13 protein-coding genes are annotated in these 18,795 nt (G+C 43.2%); 6 read left to right on the top strand and 7 right to left on the bottom strand.

Annotation, left to right across the window (positions count from 1 at the left end; all coding sequences use genetic code 11):
- Window positions 1-59 precede the first annotated feature (59 nt).
- Complete coding sequence (rnt, locus tag D9603_RS17730) at window positions 60-722, bottom strand: ribonuclease T (RefSeq protein ID WP_128732313.1); 663 nt, start codon at window positions 720-722, stop codon at window positions 60-62.
- A gap of 191 nt (window positions 723-913) precedes the next feature.
- On the opposite strand from rnt, the gene D9603_RS17735 reads away from it, so the two are divergent.
- Window positions 914-1,792: an OmpA family protein gene (locus tag D9603_RS17735; RefSeq protein WP_128732319.1), complete on the top strand. Its 879-nt coding sequence runs from the start codon at window positions 914-916 to the stop codon at window positions 1,790-1,792.
- Window positions 1,793-2,384: 592 nt separating this feature from the next.
- On the opposite strand, the gene D9603_RS17740 is transcribed toward D9603_RS17735, so the two are convergent.
- Entirely contained in the window at window positions 2,385-2,855 is a 471-nt protein-coding gene (locus tag D9603_RS17740; protein ID WP_125253809.1) for a protease, read from the bottom strand.
- 102 nt (window positions 2,856-2,957) lie between these two features.
- On the opposite strand from D9603_RS17740, the gene D9603_RS17745 reads away from it, so the two are divergent.
- Together D9603_RS17745 and D9603_RS17750 are read left to right on the top strand one after the other, a co-directional pair.
- Complete coding sequence (locus D9603_RS17745) at window positions 2,958-3,275, top strand: DUF962 domain-containing protein (RefSeq protein ID WP_128732314.1); 318 nt, start codon at window positions 2,958-2,960, stop codon at window positions 3,273-3,275.
- A 19-nt stretch (window positions 3,276-3,294) separates the two neighbouring features.
- A complete protein-coding gene (locus tag D9603_RS17750; protein ID WP_128732315.1) occupies window positions 3,295-4,401 on the top strand; it encodes an amidohydrolase family protein in 1,107 nt (368 codons plus the stop codon).
- On the opposite strand, the gene D9603_RS17755 is transcribed toward D9603_RS17750, so the two are convergent.
- Window positions 4,398-8,591 (bottom strand): DEAD/DEAH box helicase, encoded by a 4,194-nt coding sequence (locus D9603_RS17755; RefSeq protein ID WP_241651708.1) that lies wholly within the window; start codon window positions 8,589-8,591, stop codon window positions 4,398-4,400. The genes D9603_RS17750 and D9603_RS17755 overlap by 4 nt on opposite strands.
- A gap of 130 nt (window positions 8,592-8,721) precedes the next feature.
- A complete protein-coding gene (locus tag D9603_RS17760; protein WP_125253813.1) occupies window positions 8,722-9,981 on the bottom strand; it encodes an aromatic amino acid transport family protein in 1,260 nt (419 codons plus the stop codon).
- A gap of 278 nt (window positions 9,982-10,259) precedes the next feature.
- Between D9603_RS17760 and D9603_RS17765 the strand changes: the two genes are divergently transcribed.
- Window positions 10,260-11,024, top strand: coding sequence for a peptidylprolyl isomerase (locus D9603_RS17765; protein ID WP_125253814.1), 765 nt, complete (start codon window positions 10,260-10,262; stop codon window positions 11,022-11,024).
- Between the two features lie 281 nt (window positions 11,025-11,305).
- Here D9603_RS17765 and D9603_RS17770 read toward each other — a convergent pair whose 3' ends face one another.
- On the bottom strand, window positions 11,306-12,901 hold the full coding sequence (locus D9603_RS17770) for an ABC-F family ATPase (RefSeq protein ID WP_125253815.1): 1,596 nt from the start codon (window positions 12,899-12,901) through the stop codon (window positions 11,306-11,308).
- A 377-nt stretch (window positions 12,902-13,278) separates the two neighbouring features.
- On the opposite strand from D9603_RS17770, the gene D9603_RS17775 reads away from it, so the two are divergent.
- The gene (locus D9603_RS17775; RefSeq protein ID WP_128732316.1) at window positions 13,279-15,438 is read left to right on the top strand and encodes a S46 family peptidase; all 2,160 of its coding nucleotides are present in this window, start codon (window positions 13,279-13,281) and stop codon (window positions 15,436-15,438) included.
- A 286-nt stretch (window positions 15,439-15,724) separates the two neighbouring features.
- Here D9603_RS17775 and D9603_RS17780 read toward each other — a convergent pair whose 3' ends face one another.
- The gene (locus D9603_RS17780; RefSeq protein ID WP_128732317.1) at window positions 15,725-17,509 is read right to left on the bottom strand and encodes a DUF885 domain-containing protein; all 1,785 of its coding nucleotides are present in this window, start codon (window positions 17,507-17,509) and stop codon (window positions 15,725-15,727) included.
- Window positions 17,510-17,525: 16 nt separating this feature from the next.
- On the bottom strand, window positions 17,526-18,029 hold the full coding sequence (gene soxR, locus D9603_RS17785) for a redox-sensitive transcriptional activator SoxR (RefSeq protein WP_128732318.1): 504 nt from the start codon (window positions 18,027-18,029) through the stop codon (window positions 17,526-17,528).
- Window positions 18,030-18,110: 81 nt separating this feature from the next.
- Between soxR and D9603_RS17790 the strand changes: the two genes are divergently transcribed.
- Window positions 18,111-18,566, top strand: coding sequence for a flavodoxin family protein (locus D9603_RS17790; protein ID WP_125253819.1), 456 nt, complete (start codon window positions 18,111-18,113; stop codon window positions 18,564-18,566).
- The last annotated feature ends 229 nt before the right edge of the window (window positions 18,567-18,795 follow it).

Consider the following 18,795-nt stretch of genomic DNA (forward strand, 5'->3'; position numbering starts at 1 on the left):
AACGCCGTTAGCGTCAGATTGACTCCTTCAAATTGAGCAAGTATTAAGTTTAATTGGTATTACTGTTCTGTTTGGCCTTCTTCTTCTTCAGGCTCTGGTAGCGGCCAACCACCTAATGCCTGCCATTTATTCACGATATAACAAAATAGCTCAGCGGTGCGTTCAGTATCATATAAAGCGCTATGAGCTTGGCTATTGTCAAATTCGATCCCTGCGGTACGGCAAGCTTTGGCAAGGACAGTTTGTCCAAGCGCCAGTCCAGCAAGCGAAGTTGTGTCAAAGCTTACAAAAGGGTGAAAGGGTGTGCGTTTTATATTATTGCGCTCAATTGCGGCATTTAAAAAGCCATGGTCAAAAGCGGCATTATGAGCGACAACAACAGAGCGCTGGCAGCCTGCTGCTTTTTGTGCTTTGCGAACAGCTTTACAGATTTCTTTGATAACTTCATCTTCAGCAACTGCGCCCCTAAGCGGTGAGAATGGATCTATACCATTAAACTCTATTGCTGATTTTTCAATATTAGCCCCTTCAAAAGGTGCGACATGAAAATGTACCGTCTGATCTAAACTTAATATGCCGTTATCATCCATTTTTAGCATACTGACTGCGATTTCTAGTAGGGCGTCAGTATCTTTATTAAAGCCTGCGGTTTCCACGTCGATAACTACAGGAAAGAAGCCGCGAAAGCGTTTTGAAAATAGCGTTTGCTCGGTATCAGACATAATCTTCTTGGTTTGTGAAATTGAGCGGCCTATTATACTGATACCTCGGCAAGATGCGAGCGACTTGCAAGGGTTCAAAGTGGTATATTTATTGCTTTTGATTTGTAGATAATGGTTTAGTATTGCGGTTCACACAAAATTGGCACACCGTAATGGCATACTAATGAGTGAATGTAGTGAGGTATTAAGTGATTAAGTTTTATAAATCAGCGAGTTGGATAAGTTTATCCCTGTGCGCCGTGACGCTTAATGCTGATGCTGCGATGCGGCAATATGCTGCCGAGGCAGACGCATCCCATTGGCAAGTTGACCAAACCAACCGCTTGAGCTGTGCGTTAAACCATGAAGTTCCGTATTATGGTGAAGCTATTTTTTCCAGCCATGCCAGTAAAAATAAAGACTTAACGTTTAATCTTGATATGGTAGTGCGCCCTGAAAGTTACGACTTTGCTGGCCTTGAGTCGGTGCCGCCGTTGTGGCGAGCCGGTAAGCCTGCAAGAAGCATTGGGCAGATGAAGTTACTGAAAAAGTTTGATGGTGAGCTGGACAATGATATGGCGTGGGAGCTGTTAACGGAGCTTGAAAAGGGGTATTTTCCCACGTTTTATTATAAAGATTGGCACAATGATGTAGACAAAGTGTCTGTGGCACTGTCGTCAGTCAATTTTAAGCAAGCCTATTGGGCATTTTTGCAGTGTCGAGACAATTTACTGCCCTATAGTTTTGAAGACATTGCATTTACTGTGATGAATTATAAAAAGAATTCCAGTGAGTTAACAAAATCATCTCGACAACGTTTGGATATGATAGGTGAGTACCTTAAAAACGACCCTAAAATTGAACAAATTTATATTTCTGCATACAGTGATAGCTATGGCGGTAGAGACACCAATTTGCGACTGTCAAAAAGGCGAGCGGAGGCGATAAAGTCTTATATGGCAAGCCTTGGGGTGGCAGAGGATAAGATTATGACAGATGGTTTTGGTGAAAAGCGTCATGTGGACACCAATGATAGTGCCATTGGTCGTGGTAAAAACCGTCGGGTGGTTATTCAAATATCAAGGCCTTGATGGTTTTGGGGAAAGAGATCGCGGCGTAAAGTCGCTCCCACAAGGGGTTGTGTGTGCAGTACATATGCTTCCAGTTTTAGATTGTGTTTGTATGAGCGGACTGTGTGGTCGAGAAGGATCGCGACGTAAAGTCGCTCCCACAGTACATATGCTTCCAGCTTTATATTGTGTTTGTATGAGCGGGCTGTGTGGTCGAGAAGGATCGCGACGTAAAGTCGCTCCTACACGGGGTTGTGTGCACAGCAAATATGCTTACAGCTTTAGATTGTGTCTGCATGAGCGTGCAGTGTGGTCGAGAAGAGATCGCGACGTAAAGTCGCTCCTACACGGGGTTGTGTGCACAGCAAATATGCTTACAGCTTTAGATTGTGTTTGTATGAGCGCGCTGTGTGGTCGAGAAGGATCGCCACGTAAAGTCGCTCCCAGAAGGGGTTGTGTGCACAGTACATATGACTTCCAGCTTTAGATTGTGTTTGTATGAGCGCGCTGTGTGGTCGAGAAGGATCGCCACGTAAAGTCGCTCCCACAAGGGGTCGCTCTTCTATTTTCCGTACGGCCGCTGCATTTTTATTAATCTAGACTCGGGCTAAGTTTATAGCACCTTGTTGCAGCTTGCTGTGAGTGCGAGGGGATGGCTAAGCTGGTTATTGTAGGTGATAGCGATAGGTTGTGCGGTATTTATCTCATAGGCGAGCGTTAAGTCCAGCTCTACGCTTTTGCTTTGTCCCGCAGTAAGTGTCAAAAACTCGTTTGCCTCTGGCGTGAGGCGTTTGGCCATTGGACCTTGATAATTGAGCTTTTTACCATTTTGCTCTACTACTAAAAATTGACTCCACCATCCTTCAAACGGGGTATGCCAAATAAGGAACTTAGCATCTTCGTTCCCTAAGTTGGTAAAGGTGAATTTGACCGGATAGCTCATGGTTGCGTCGTTACCTTTTGCGACACTACATTGAATGTTGCGCTGTGAATTCATACTTGCCTGCGGATCAGTGGTTGAAGTGGTGTCATTACAAGCTGCTAATAGCAAAGTGGCAGAAAATATTAATATGGGTTTCAACATAATTATTCTGAGCCTGTTGCCACGCCCAATCCTTTTTGTTTTCAATGTAATTGCTTTGCACTATGCTGAGCAATACGGTCAAATAACGAATAATACATATAGATGACTAAAAACAATAACAAAGAGTTCAATTCTTTTGCATCATTTTATCCTTATTATCTCTCTGAGCATAAAAACAAAATCTGCCGCAGGCTCCATTTTGTCGGTTCAACTGTGGTGCTAGTGCTGCTGTTCTATATCATTCTTTCCGCGCAGTGGTCGTTGCTTTGGTTGTTGCCTGTTGCGGGGTATGGTTTTGCTTGGATTGGTCACTTCTTTTTTGAAAAGAATAAACCCGCGACGTTCCAATATCCGTTATATAGCTTGATGGGAGACTGGGTTATGTATAAAGATATGATCTGCGCGAAGGTACCTTGGTAGGGAATATGAAGTTAGCCAAATGAATATAAAACAAATGCTTATAGCGATGGGGGGTGCTTTTTTGCTCAGCAGCTGTGAAACCATATCGGCAACAAGTGCGCGCAGCTTAGCAATGTTTAGCCCAGAGAATAGTCAGTGTTATAACAGACAGCGTCAGTCTAATTATTTTGTCGTTGATAGCCACCATCATTTTCAGCCGTTTCGCGGCGACGCTGTCCCTTTTAATAAATTGGTTAACTGGGCGGAGCGTGCTGGGGTGTTGTTTGTCAATGTGTATGGTATTGGCCAAATCTATACACGCAAATCAGGATGTGTTGGTGAGCGAGGGTGCTACACACATGTCATCGCACCAAGTATTGAAAATGATATTAAAAATGCCAATAACTATGTAAAACATGGGGCAGATAAAGTACATCTAACCCTATCAATGACCTTTGCTGATCTCCATAAACCAGACACGATACTGACCAATATGGCGCTGCTTGAGGAAGAATTTGGTGATCTATTTCGTTGGATGGGAGAGGTTAATATGGTGAAAGCCGCACACTTTGGTAACGGTCATCAAGCAGTAAGTCTGGATACTATCGCTAAGTGGCAGCCATTTATGCAAGTGCTACAAGAGAAAAATACTCCGCTGGCACTGCATGCCGATTTGGGCGATAACGAGGCGCCGCTTCGCTACTTACCGTTACTTGAGGAAGTATTAACGCGCTACCCTGATAACGACATCATCTGGATGCACATGGGCGTATCAAAAGAGCTAAGCCATATTGACCCCAGCTTACATATTCGCACCATGCAGAAGCTGTTTGCCCGCTATAAAAATCTTAAAGTGGATCTTTCTTGGCGAATTTTGTACGACTATTATTTTAGCTTTCCAACCGTCAACAGCCAATATGTTGAGTTTATCAATGCCCATGCTGAGCGTTTTTTACCGGGGAGTGACTTTGTTGCCAGCAAAAACAAACGTTTTGCTGACTACAAAGAGGAAGTGGACATTAACAGTCGTGTTTTGGCCAGCCTTGACGATAATGCTTTTCGTCGTATCGCGCTTGGTCAGAACTACTTTGATTTGTTGGAATTACCGTATCGAGCGCCAGAGATCTGTACTACAGCGTCTCCTTAAGCATCGACAGCACATCGTTGACATCGAGCTTCATCACTTTGTCTGTATTGGCTAGCAGTTGATCTGCTAGATCTTTTTTTATGATGATGCAGCTCAACAATTTGCTCCTCAATAGTTCCTTTAGCGATTAAGCGATATATCGTGACAGGGCGCGTTTGTCCCATGCGATGAACACGATCTGAAGCTTGCTCCTCAACCGCTGGATTCCACCAAGGATCCATGTGAATGACATAATCCGCTGCGGTAAGGTTCAGGCCAGAGCCGCCTGCTTTAAGACTAATTAGGAATACCTCGCCTTCACCTTTTTGAAAGGCGTTGACCGCCTGTTGTCGCGCCTTCGGAGGGGTACTGCCATCCAAATATTGAAAGCGAATACCACGTTTTTCAAGGTGACTTTTGATCAGCTGTAAATGACCAACAAACTGGCTAAAAATGAGCGCCTTGTGATTATTTTCTTGTAGCTCTGTTAGTAATTCATCTAATGCCGCTAATTTGGCACTGGCGACTTGGCTTTCAGCCAATAAGAGTTTTGGATGACAACAGGCTTGGCGTAAACGAGTAAGCGCTGCCAACATTTTAAAGCGCTGCTCATTGGCGCTATCTTGTTGCGCGGACTGGGAGATTTCATCAATGGCGTTTTGCCTAAGCGCTTCATAAAAGGTTTGCTCTTCTTGGCTTAACTGAACCGCTACATTTATCTCCGTCCGTGGTGGTAGCTCTGTTAAGACCTGGTGCTTCATGCGACGTAAAATAAACGGTTGGATCAGGTGTTTTAATCCTTTGCGAGCTCGGTGCGCTGCGACTTTGTCCTCATTTGCATTTTCAATTGGCGCAGAAAACTTTTCGCTAAAACGCTTCAGGTTGCCAAGTAGTCCCGGGTTTACAAACCTAAATAGTGACCACAGCTCGGTAAGGTTGTTTTCGATTGGTGTCCCTGTGGTAATAAGTTTAAATTTGCCTTTAAGTGCACATGCTGCCTGAGTGCGCTTTGCAAGTGGGTTCTTCAGTGCCTGGGCTTCATCAGCGACAATCGTTTCAAATGCAATGGGCTTTAATATGTCAACTTCGCGCTGTAATAAGCCGTAGCTTAAAATGACACAGTCCAGTGGCTGCAGATCACTGAGCAGTTGTGCTCTGGCCTCTGAATTTGCAGAGTCGGCAAATACTTTTACCGACAACGTTGGTGCAAACTTTTGAATTTCTTGCTGCCAATTAAAACAAACCGAGGTGGGAGCAATTATTAACGTAGGCCCTTTATGTGCACGAGCCAATATTACCGCTAGTGCTTGGATGGTTTTGCCAAGCCCCATGTCATCGGCAAGACACGCGCCAGCGCCCCAATGGGCGAGTCGCATGGCCCAGTCAAATCCTGCTTGTTGATAGTCTCTAAGCTTGGCCTGTAATGTTGATGGTAGCTGCACAGTTAACGCCACGGCTTGGTGCATTTTATCATTTTGCTCTTCCCATGCAGGTAAGGTTTTCATGCGCATGCCGGTGGTGGCTTCAGCAATCAAAGGCGTAGCAAGTGAATGGAATTTACCGCCTTCGGTGGCATGATTGAGCTTATCAAGTTGAGACTTTAGTTCACTTGAAAGGGCAATGACCTGCTCACTGTCCAGTGCAATAAAACGGCCATTACTGGTAGCAACCATCTTGAGTAGTGTTTTTAGTTCAATCACTTGGTCATTATTTACTTGCAGCTCGCCGGTAATATCAAACCATTCGTTTTTCTTGGTCATAGCCAGTTGCAAATGTTGGCTTTCAAGCTTGTTACTGAGACGGACTTTTTTACCTTTTGGCCACCTTAGCCTGAGTTGCATAGGGCAAGGATCTTGGTTGACTACCATCTCAAGCTCTTGCAATACCTCCAGTGCTTCATCCATTTGCGCCAAGCTGAGGCGGTTGTCAATCATTTCTAAAAACAACGGACAATGGGTGTCAAGCTCATCAAGCCCTTGTTGCTCAAGCAGGAGATCTCGGGTGGTAGACAAGCGTTTGCCGTCGATTTCTGCACTAACCGTGGCAGTACCATGACCAGGGTGGAAAACAGGGCCTTTTTCACCAAACGGCATCACCACGCAATGAAAATCTAAACCTTGATGATAAGGTTGAATATTGATAACGAGCGTGGATTGCGCTGCAATGGCATCAAGACCTGTGTCAATGTCGGCTAAATCTGACTGAACATTCAGGTAAGGGGCAATGGCTTTAATACTCGACAGCACTTTTTGTTTTGCACTAACAGGTACACTTAACCCTGATTCGCCAATGATTTCAGCGACTTGTATATGTGATTGATTAAATACAATAAACGTATACTGATGTTCGTCATGCTGGACAAATGAGTAGCTTTGCGGCTGGGTAAAATAACTCGGTAGATTTGGCACTGAAAGTAAAAGCTCATCACCGTGCTGACGAATGTGCAATTCAGGGGTCTGCTCGGTTATGGTAATAGGCTGCGTTAAGTCGTCCTCATGATAGAGGTTTGTTGCGCCAACCGCAGCTCTTAAAGCTGGGATCCCTGCCAGTACATAATCAGACTTGCTGCTGTAGCCATAACTGGCTTGCAATGCGATAGCCTCAATGAGTTTTTTATCTGATTGGCTTATGTAACTGAAGCGTTCAGGATGCTGTTTAAGTTGCTTACAAGGTAAAGGCTTACCCTTGCCCCAGCCGGTTTTTCCCCGTTTTTGTTCTCTGGCTAAAAATTCAATATCAAAGCGACCTTGCCTAAGCTGCCAGATCAGTCGGTATTGCGTATCGGCCGCTTGAGTGGCGTTACTGCTTGGGTTTAATGCGATAAGTTTATCAAGCGCCAAATCCCACGGTGACTTTTTAGCCACAAGCGTACTGAGGTTAATGTTGAGAGCATTTGTCAGTGGCTGAAACTCTCCATGCTGAGCAAGTTGCAGTTGTTTAGCAAGCTGAGCAAAAAGCGACATCGACAGCTGTTCAAAAGCGTTCACGCAATCATCAAGGTGTTCAAGCGCCGTTGCATCTAAAGTCTTGTTACACCAAAAGTATGCAAAGCAGTCAAGTAAGCGGCCAATGTAATAGTCAAAATAGTGCGACTGCTTCAAAGCAGAGTACTTTAAATGTGCGCTACTGTATGGGTTATTTTGCGAGAGGCTTTCACTGCAATAGAGTAAGACGTTATTGGCAAAGTAATTGCAAAAGGGAGCTTTATTGTCTTGGTTTTCATACTCTAATTGTAGTGATAACACTTCAAAAAGCGCAGCATCTTGGTTATTGGCTTGTTGTAGTAATGCCAGTTTATGAAATAACCCAAGGGCTCTGCCTAAGTACTGCTTTTTACGCTTGGTGATTTTATCCTTCGCTTTAAGGGCTGCTGTAAACTCCGAGGCGGCATCTTCACTTTGCTGCAAAAAAGCAATCGCAGCTCGTATCTGTAACTCGTAGCTGCTGTGATGTTGAGTTACCATACTCTGTGCGGCATCTAACTGTAATGTGTACAGTTGGTATTCTGCTAATAGTGCCGTTAATGGTGGGTTTTGTGTTTTGGCCTCAACCTGTTCCAGCGTGTCTAGCGCAAAGGCAATACTTTGGCCACTTTGTATTAAGGTATACAGCAAGGTTGAAAATGCTTGGTACTGCAAATCTTCGGGGAGGGTGATAAATCGCTCCAACGAGAACGGATAAAAATAAAGTGGCAGTAGTACTTGGTTGGTTTTATAGCACACGGCTTGTGGGTCTTTATTAAACCCTAGTTGCGCACGTGCTTTTGATAATTGATTTATAAATAAAAAATCGCGAATGAGGCGCTGTTCATCAGCAAATTGTCTTTCCCATTCATAAGCATTAAGAACCGGTATAAATTCTTCGGCAGTATTGAGTATGGGTAAAAACTGCCCCTCGGCCATGACTTTTTGACTTAAACCGGTCGCGAGTTTTAGGTTGATTTGTACGCCATCTTCATTAAACGTGACTAAACCGTCAGCGCGCCATTTCATGATCTGGCTATGGCTTATTCCTTGTTCAAACTCAGTGCTAGGAATAATTTCTTTACTAACAAGAGCCTGTATTAGGCGTTTGAGTTTTATTGCTGAGACTGGCTTGTAAACGACGGCCAAAATGCAGAGCAAGGTTTGCTCTTGCGCTGGTAGCGCATCTACCTGATGTGTTAAGGCTACAATTTCTTCATTAGTGGATGGCACAAAGTCAAAGTTCATTGTTCAGTCGCAGTGTTCATTTTAAGACACTGAAAACTACCACAATTTGCGCTTAACTACCATGGAGGTGATGCGTTGGAGCGGGAGGCGATGCCTCCCAATATTACTAAAATTTTGGGTATGTCTGTGACTAGCCAAAGCTTAGGTTATATAGCAATGCCGAAACCGCCAATAAGCCCACAATTAATACGAAATAGGTACCAATATGGCTTTTGTATTTTTGTAGCGCAGGGACTTTAAACACCGCTATAGTCGGCATAATAAACAAGATCATCGCAATGATAGGGCCTGAAATTGCGCCCATCATATCGAGAATACTTGGGTTAAGCACTGAGCAAATCCAGATAGCAACAAACATAAATGCGATACCCGCTTTGTCAGCTACTTTGTAACTCATGTTAGTTTGTTTGGTTGCCAGCCCATTGAAGCTCTCACGAGCACCTAAGAAATGACCTAAGAATGAAGAGGTGATGGCAATAAACGCAACCAGTGGCCCAAGCATAGCAATAAATGGATTGTTATAAACGTTGGCTAGGTAAGACAATACGGAAACGTTTGATTCTTTTGCAGCTTCCATTTGCTCTGGCGTTAATGAAAATACGCAAGAAAATACAAACAGCAAGACAAATACAATCAACATAATTGAGGTGATACGCAAGATGGCTTCAGACTTTTGCACCGCTTCACTCTTGTAATGGCGACGTTGCACATTAGCAAAGCTTGAGATCGCCGCTGCGTGACTAAAGGAGAACACCACGATCGGCACAGATAACCACAATAACTGCGTTAAACTGGCAACATCTGGTGTACTGACTACGGGCATTTGCCAGTTAGGTACTAAATACAGTGACAAAAACAGAAGTACACCAACAAGTGGGTAAACCAAAATAGCGAAAGCACGGAGCAATAGCTTTTCACCGCCTAGCATAATGGCAATCATGCCCGCCACTAATAAACCTGACAGCAAAATACGTGAAGGGGATCCAAACCCTAGCTGATTGACAATAAAGCTATCGACAGTGTTAGTCAGACCAACACCGTAAATAAGCAAAATAGGGAAAATAGAGAAAAAGTAGAGTAGGGAAATTAAGCGGCCAGCACCAGCGCCGAAGTGTTCTTCGACTACATCGGTAAAATCAGCATTTTTTTGCTTTGAAGAAAGCACAAAGCGAGCGAGCCCTCGATGCGCTAAATAGGTCATTGGAAAAGCAAGGGCAGTCATAATGAGAAGTGGCCAAAAACCACCGATCCCAATATTGATTGGCAGGAACAAAATACCTGCTCCAACAGCGGTTCCAAATAAGCTCAATACCCAGTGGGTATCATGTTTTGTCCAGCGGCTATTACTGACGGAGTTCATCTCCATCGTTGCCTCAGAGGAATTACTCATAAACTTGTTGTCCTGGATTTAGAATTATAATCGGGCGGATCATATAAAAAATGGTTAAGAGTTGCATGTATAAACCGTCTACTCAGAGGAGTTATGCGGTGAAATACGTTTGTTTGACTAAAACCTGCACAATTACCTAGTTGTCGCTGTGTCGCTTTTGTAAACCTACGTCTGTAAATGTTTTTAATTGTTACCATCGACAATGATTTGCTAGCCGCGTTAAAAATTAATTTTTATTCTAAGACGCAAATAAATATGAAATAACTAAGTGGAAAAGTATGTTCAAGTTAAATACGCTATTGCTCGCCTCAGCGATGCTAGGAAGTGTTACTGCTAACGCGACAATTGTTGAGTTTCAGACCTCACACGGTAGTTTTCAAGTGAATCTATATGATCAAAGCACTCCTAAGACAGTTGAAAACTTTTTGCAGTATGTAAACAACGAACGATACTCTGATACTGTGATCCACCGAGTGATCCCCGAGTTTGTCGTGCAAGGTGGCGGCTTTACTTATGAAGGTAAAGTTCCGCTTGATGCGATTGAAACCTATAATGCGGTTGAAAATGAACCTAAGTGGTCAAATGTCAAAGGCACAATTGCAATGGCTAAGGTGGCTTATAAACCTGATAGTGCGACCAGTCAGTGGTTTATAAACTTAGAGGATAATAGTAGTAATTTAGATGTAGAAAATGGTGGCTACACCGTGTTTGGTCAAGTAATTGGTGACGGTATGGAAGTACTAGAAGCCATCGCCCAAATTCCACGTTGTGGGAATGTGCCGTTAGTTAACTTTACCGATGAGCAGTGTAAAGACACTGAAACAGACCCAGGTGCTGCTAATTTTGTAACACTCAATGCAATTACAGTGTTAGATGACGATCCTAACTCTGCTGCGGGATTAACACAAAAAGCGAATACCTTGATTGACCAAGTTACTGACAAACCGTCAACAGATCAAGATTCGGGCTCTTCTGGTGGGTCGATGTTTGCGGGTCTCTTATTACTTGCAGGTGCGCTGGGTTTTAGACGTAGAGTGAAATAGTTTTGAGTGCGATTGCACAACAGTCCCTAGTTAACCTGATCTCAGGTTAATAACTTGGAAGCGCACTTCGGTGCGCTTATTTTTTATAAAGCCTATTCGCTGACTGATACCAATTATCCTAATTAAGAGGTCTATTTTGAGCAAGCATTGATGCTAATTGGTATTATGCTTGAGCATTGAACAATTCAGCTGCTTTTATTTGATATATAAGAACTATACACCATGATAGGAAGGTATCGGGGCGTGTTCAGGGCCAGTAAGCGGCCCTGAACAGGATAGGTTTACAGTGCTTCGGCTGCTTTTTTCGCAAGGTATTCGTCATAAGTACCTTGAAAATCAATGATCTGTCCGTCTTTGATTTCCCAAATACGCGTAGCAAGAGAAGATACAAACTGACGGTCATGTGAGACGAAGAATAGTGTGCCTTCGTACTGCTCTAATGCTAGGTTTAGAGACTCGATAGACTCCATATCCATGTGGTTAGTTGGCTCATCCATCAGCAGAATATTAGGCTTGTGCATCATGATTTTGCCAAATAGCATACGGCCTTGCTCACCACCTGAGATCACCTTAACAGACTTTTTGATGTCGTTTTGAGAAAACAGCATACGACCAAGGAAGCCGCGTACGACTTGCTCATCATCGCCTGGCTGTTGCCACTGTTCCATCCATTGGAAAAGGTCGAGATCTTTTTCAAATTCGTCAGCGTGATCTTGCGCGTAGTAACCTATGTTGGCATTTTCTGACCATTTATACGCGCCTGACAGTGGCGCTTGACGGCCGGCAAGGGTGTTGAGGAGGGTGGTTTTACCCACGCCGTTTTCACCGATAATCGCGACCTTTTCACCAACTTCAACCAGTGCGTTTAAGTTTGAGAATAACGTCTCTTCGTAACCTTGTGATAAAGACTCAAGTTCAAGGGCATTACGAAATAGTGGCTTTTCTTGCTCAAAGCGAATAAATGGGTTTTGACGGCTTGACGCTTTAACTTCTTCCAACTGAATTTTGTCAATTTGCTTAGCTCGAGAGGTGGCTTGTTTTGCTTTTGATGCGTTTGCAGAGAAACGCGAAACAAACTGTTGTAGCTCGGCAATTTGCGCCTTTTTCTTCGCGTTATCTGAAAGCAGACGCTCGCGAGCTTGTGTTGCTGCAAACATGTACTCATCGTAATTACCAGAGTAGATACGCAGCTCACCGTAGTCGATATCCGCCATGTGTGTACACACTGAGTTTAGGAAGTGACGGTCGTGAGAGATGATGATCATAGTACAATCACGCTGATTCAATACATCTTCCAGCCACTTGATGGTATAGATATCCAAGTTGTTGGTTGGTTCGTCTAGGAGCATGATATCTGGCTCTGCAAATAATACTTGTGCTAGTAGCACACGTAGTTTCCAGCCCGGAGCAACTTCAGACATGAGGCCATAATGTTGCTCAGTTGGAATACCAACACCGAGGAGTAATTCACCGGCTTTTGCTTCAGCGGAATAGCCATCCATTTCAGCAAATTGCGTTTCAAGATCGGCAACACGCATACCGTCTTCTTCGCTCATCTCAGGTAGTGAGTAAATGCGATCGCGTTCTTGTTTGATTTCCCACAGCTCTTTGTGACCCATGATCACTGTGTCTACAACCGTATATTGCTCGTAGGCAAATTGATCCTGATTTAGCTTAGCGATACGCTCGTTTGGATCGTAGTTTACGTTACCTGCACTTGGTTCAAGCTCTTTGCTTAGGATTTTCATAAAGGTGGATTTACCGCAGCCGTTAGCGCCTATTAGGCCGTAGCGGTTGCCGTCACCAAACTTAACGGAAATATTCTCAAACAGTGGTTTTGCACCAAACTGCATAGTGATGTTGTTACACGAAAGCATAAATTTGACTCATTACTGACAATTGCGGCGATCCTAACATTTATAAGGGGTAAATGATGCAAAAAGTTTGGTAAATGCAAACATTCATTTAGTGTCTGGTAAGACATTAAATTTGGATGAAAGTACTGGCATTATTAGGCGTTGCTAAAATGAGAAAAAGTAAGTTTAAAAGCATCAGGTGGATTTAAGGCACTTGAGAAGCCGCTGGATTTGCCAATGAAATTTGATACGAGAAAAAACTGGATTTAGCAACACCAGCCCAGAAAGCTTGTTTACATCGGTTTATCAAATTTTATCGAAATAAATTGCTATTTAGCATAATCTTAGGTCACATTACCGACCGTAATTAAAATAATATAACAATTTAGGATTGGAATATGCGTATTAAAGCTATCTCCGCGGCCATGGTGTTGGCCTTTTCTCAGTACGTTGCAGCCGATGAAGGCATGTGGCAACCACATCAACTACCTGAGCTAGAATCTATCTTGAAGTCTAAAGGACTTGAGATTGACCCTAAGTCGATTTCTAAATTAACTGAGTTTCCTATGAACGCGGTGATCAGCCTTGGCGGCTGTACGGCGTCATTTGTTTCCCCTAAGGGCTTAGTGGTTACTAACCACCACTGTGCGTATGGCTCTATTCAATATAACTCTACGACTGACAACAATATTTTAGAAAACGGCTTCTTGGCGAAAACACCAAGCGAAGATCTACCTGCAGCGCCAGGTTCGCGTATTTATGTAACGAAAGAAGTCTCGAACGTCACAGACAAAGTCAATGAGGGTGTTGATTCCTTGACCGGTAAAGCACGCTTTGACGCCATCGATAGTAAACGTAAACAGCTTGTCTCTGAGTGTGAGCAAGACGAAAATTATCGTTGTAATGTTTATACCTTCCACGGTGGTCTTGAGTACTACTTGATTAAATCACTTGAGATTAAAGATGTACGCTTAGCCTACACGCCAGCGATGGGGGTTGGTAAATACGGCGGTGATATAGATAACTGGATGTGGCCTCGCCATACTGGTGATTTTGCATTCTATCGTGCTTATGTCGGAAAAGATGGCAAACCTGCTGAGTTTTCTAAAGACAACGTACCATATAACCCTGAATCATTCTTAAGTGTGAGTGCTAAAGGTGTGCAAGAAGGCGACTTTGTTATGGTAACCGGTTACCCGGGCCGTACTAATCGTTATCGTATTGCCTCAGAAGTAGACTTTGTGTTTAACACTGTCTATCCAATGGTGCGCAAACACAACGCAAAGTATGTGGAGCTTATCAAAGAGAACGCGCCAGAAGGCTCTCAAGCATTAATCGCTTATGAAAGTACGATTGCTAGCTATAACAATTACATCAAAAACTTTGGCTCTATGATTGAGAGTTTTAAAAAGGGCAGTATGTATAGTGCTAAGCAACAATTTGAGCGTGACCTTATCGCGTGGATCAATGCCGATGCTGAGCGCAAAGCAAAATACGGCGATGTGTTGACTGAGCTGAGCCAACTGGTATCACAAGCACAAGAAAACTATGTACGCGATATGATGGTGGGGTATATTCACCGCTCACAAATGATTGCGACGGCAAGGAAGTTATATCGTCTTGCCGTTGAAAAGCAAAAGCCTGATGCTGAGCGCGAGCGCGGTTATCAAGAACGTGATATGCCAAAGCTCAAAGCAGGTCTTGAGCGCATGACACGTCGTTACGACGAAACCGTAGACAAAGCAATTATGCTTTACTTTATGGAGCTGTATGCTGCGCTTCCTAAAGAAAAACGCATTGCAGAGGTAGACAAGCAACTACAACTGGAAGAGGGTTTCGATAAGGCAAATCATCAAGCACTGCTTGATCAAATGTATGCAAACTCTAAGTTGGCAGATGAGAAAGTTCGTCTATGGATGCTAGATTTAGATCTTGAACAACTCAATCAAAGCGCTGATCCATTTATGCAGTATGCTAAAGCGATTTTTGCTGTGATGAAGCAAATTGAAGATGAAGGAAAAGAGCTAGCCGGTAAACAGCAAGCTGCACGTCCTGCGCTTATGGAAGCAATCATTGCTTACAACAAGTCTCAAAATAAGCCTGTCTATGCTGATGCTAATAGCACATTGAGAGTTACCTACGGCACAGTAGGTGGATACTCACCTCAAGATGGATTAGTTGCTACACCGTTTACCTCTCTAGAGGGGCTGCTAGCTAAAAACACCGATGTTGATCCTTTCAATGCACCTAAAAAACAGCAGCAGTTGATCCGCGATAAAGTGTATGGCCAGTATACAGGTGGTATGAACACGGTACCGGTAAACTTCCTTTCTAATGTTGACACAACGGGTGGTAACTCTGGTTCGCCGACGTTAAATGGCAAAGCTGAATTGGTTGGTTTATTGTTTGACGGTGTTTATGAAAGCATTATTGGCGATTGGGATTATGATAAAAACCTGAACCGTTCGATTCACGTTGACTCGCGTTACATGCTTTGGGTAATGGACAAAGTCGACAATGCACAAAACCTATTAGATGAAATGAAAATAGTGAAGTAGTCTGCAGGTTTAATTTGTATTTGCTCGTAAAAATGCCGACCGAGAGGTCGGCATTTTTTGTGTTATTGGGTGAAATTATACCAATTTGACTTAATACTCGTTCAATTTGAAGGAGTAAATCTGACGCTAACGGCGTTAAAAACTTCTTATTTAGAACAACTAAATAGCAAAGTTTTTGCCTTGCCTACACGGATGTAGGTACCTTGGCGATAGCAGGACGCGGTAGCGGGGTTATCGACAAGATTTTCTCACCTCAAAATAGACCACTTAATTAAGAAAATTGGTATTATTTTGTCATAAGTTGACGAATATACTTCACTGGGGCACTGCCAAAGCTTAAAAACTCTTCATGAAACGCCTTAAGGTCGAATGCTTCACCAAGCTCCTTTTTCTGTGCTTCACGGAAGTCGTAAATCTCACGATAGCCAGAGTAATAGCTGGTCAGCTGTACTTGACTTAATGTTGCGCGACGCCATTTACCTTCTGCTTCAGCGCGCTCTTGGAAAGCACCATTCATTAACAGGTCTAAGCCCGCTTCTTTGTCTATGCCATTGACTTGGATGTCATAATCTAAAATAGTGTTACAGATAACGCGCAGATTCCATTTGTAGTACATTAACCACATTTCAGGCTCGAAATTGCCATAGCCTTCTTCTAACATCATTCGTTCAGTATAAACTGCCCAGCCTTCGACCATGGCACCATTACCTAAAAGGCTCTTGATCAAAGAAGGGGATTCGTTAGCGTAAACTAACTGAGTATAGTGACCCGGTATTGCCTCATGAATATTGAGGATCTGTAGGATCCAATGGTTGTACTCACGCAAGTATGACTCAGCTTGTTCTTCACTCATTGAGTCAAGGGGAGTGACGTTATAATAGGTGTTTTCTTTTTTGTCATACGGTCCTGGTGCACTGATTGAGGCGCCAGCATAACCACGCATATATTCTGGTGTTTCACGCACAACCAATGGCTTTTCAGGGTCGAGCGTGATTAAATCTTTTTCTTTCACGAACTGCTCAAGCTCTGGAATTTGTGCCTTAATTTCAGATACAAAATCCTCACGTTTAACGTGTTTGACTGACAGATGTTTGATAAGGGTTGCAATGGCATCTCTGTCTGACTGTGGGCGAGGTGTATCGGCAAAATATTTCGACCACAACTGATCTGTGATCTGCACCATTTCCTCGGTAATGCGGGCTTTATCAGCAAGTGCTTTTTCATACATTTGTTTTGCTGTATACCCTGACTGTATATCAAATGCGAACTTTTCTTCGTATAACTTTTCACCAATTCTAAAGGAGCGCGCGTTGCCGCTTTCACTTAACTCTTTTTCAAGGTTAGTGAGGAAAGAAACATAGCCGTTGATCGCTGATTTGGCAGCTGCAAAGCGTTGTTTGAATAGTGCTTTATCTTCTGCCCTAAGCAATGAAGTCGCTAATTTATCAAGTAACTCATCATTTAATACGCTAAATGCCCCTTGGTTTTGTGAAATCGCAAGTTGGGTATATTCAAGGGTTGGATTATGAATATTACTCTGTGCAGCTTCATAATAGGCGGGAACATATTGAAGGCGCTTTAATACCAGCTTTAACTTTTCATCGTCACTCTTAAAGCGGCTGTTCAAAATAGTAGCAAAGCCATAGGAAACATTGTAAGAAGAAGGATTCCACTGCCAGCTTTTAAACGTTTCGATGTGCCAAATATCGCGCTGTAGGCGATTTTCAATCAAGTGATAGTCGATTTTTTGACTGTTGCTAAGCTGTGATAGGTCGAATTGCTGTAATTTTGCCAGCTGTGTTTTTGAAAACGCAGCATTGGCGTCGCGGCTAGCCTGTGTTGGTATGGTAATTAAGTCGTCATATTTACCGAAACCTGCCCACAAGGAGGCTTCAGGATATTGTTGCCAAAGTTCGTCAATAAACTGCTCTGAAAACTGAGCAAATTGTTGGTTTTTCACCACAGTTTGTTCTTCCGTGAGTGCTACTGTCTTTGTAGAAGAAGACGGCGCGGTGCAGCCAGCTAGGCCCATTGCCATGGCAAGTGCCATACACAAGGCAGTTTTTTTCATTGTTGTGTCCTATTTATTAGTTTTCGTTATCATAACAAGATTTCGCTTTATTTGCTTTGTCTGGCTCATCCAACCACACGGCACCATTGGCCTGTGTCGCAACAATATCGCCTGGGTTATAGATAGGGCAGGACTTCATCGATAAACAGCCACAACCAATACAGCCGTCCACATAGCTACGCAAGCGCTGCATATAGGCGATTTTTTCATCTAGTTTCACTTGCCATGCTTTTGATAATTTTGCCCAGTCTTCTTTGGTTGGTGTTCTTGAATCGGGCAAGGTATCTAACGTATCTTTTATTTCACCAAGGGTGATCCCCATTTTCTGCCCAGCTTTAATAATGGCAATACGACGTAGCACATCTTTTTTGTAGCGACGTTGATTACCATTGTTACGCCAACTGCGGATCAATCCTTTGTTTTCGTAAAAATGTAATGCAGAAACGGCAACATCTGCTCTGGCTGCAACCTTACCAACACTCAAGTTTGGCTCATCTCTTAATAATTTTTCAGTTTTCATAAAATAGTACTTTACCTCAACTTAAGGTGAGGTTTTAAGGTAGCACCCAATTTATTAATAGTGCAACTGGAATTAAACATTATGAAAACAATCGTTATTTACTCAAGCTCAAACCCAAATGGAAATACTTACCAATCAGCAAAAGCGTTAGCAGAAGAAAAAAGTGCCGAGCTTATCTACCTAGACCGTTACAAAATAGGGGAGTATTGCTACAAACATTCTCACAGCGATGATGACTTTATAAACCTATTTAGATGGGTGCTCGGGTTTGATCATATTATTTTTGCATCACCTGTTTATTGGTATGCCGTAACGCCAAGGATGAAAGCATTTGTTGATAGGATCACGGACTTTATGGATATTGAAGCGCTTAAACCAGAATTAAGAGCCTTGCGCGAAAAACATTTTTCGATCTTATCAACTTCATGCCAGGCACAAGCGCCAGCACCATTTACTGAGATGCTGGTGGGTACATTTGAATATTTAGGTATGACACTACAAGAGCAGCGTCACGTGCATTACCCTTATGCTGATTAATTTTTGTAGATTTTGCTGGGCTAATAGTTTAATGACAGGTGTGTATATCAAGAAGTGTGAGAGGCCTACAGATCGCTGCATAAAGCAGCTCCTACTTCAGAGTAATTCAGCGTAGTAGGAGGTGGTTTACCCGCCGAGCAGTTTAATGACAGGTGTGTATATCAAGAAGTGTGAGGGTTTTTAAAGATCGCTGCGTAAAGCAGCTCCTACTGCAGGGCAATTCTGTCTG

The sequence above is a fragment of the Pseudoalteromonas sp. PS5 genome (assembly GCF_004103255.1).
GTDB lineage: Bacteria > Pseudomonadota > Gammaproteobacteria > Enterobacterales > Alteromonadaceae > Pseudoalteromonas > Pseudoalteromonas peptidolytica.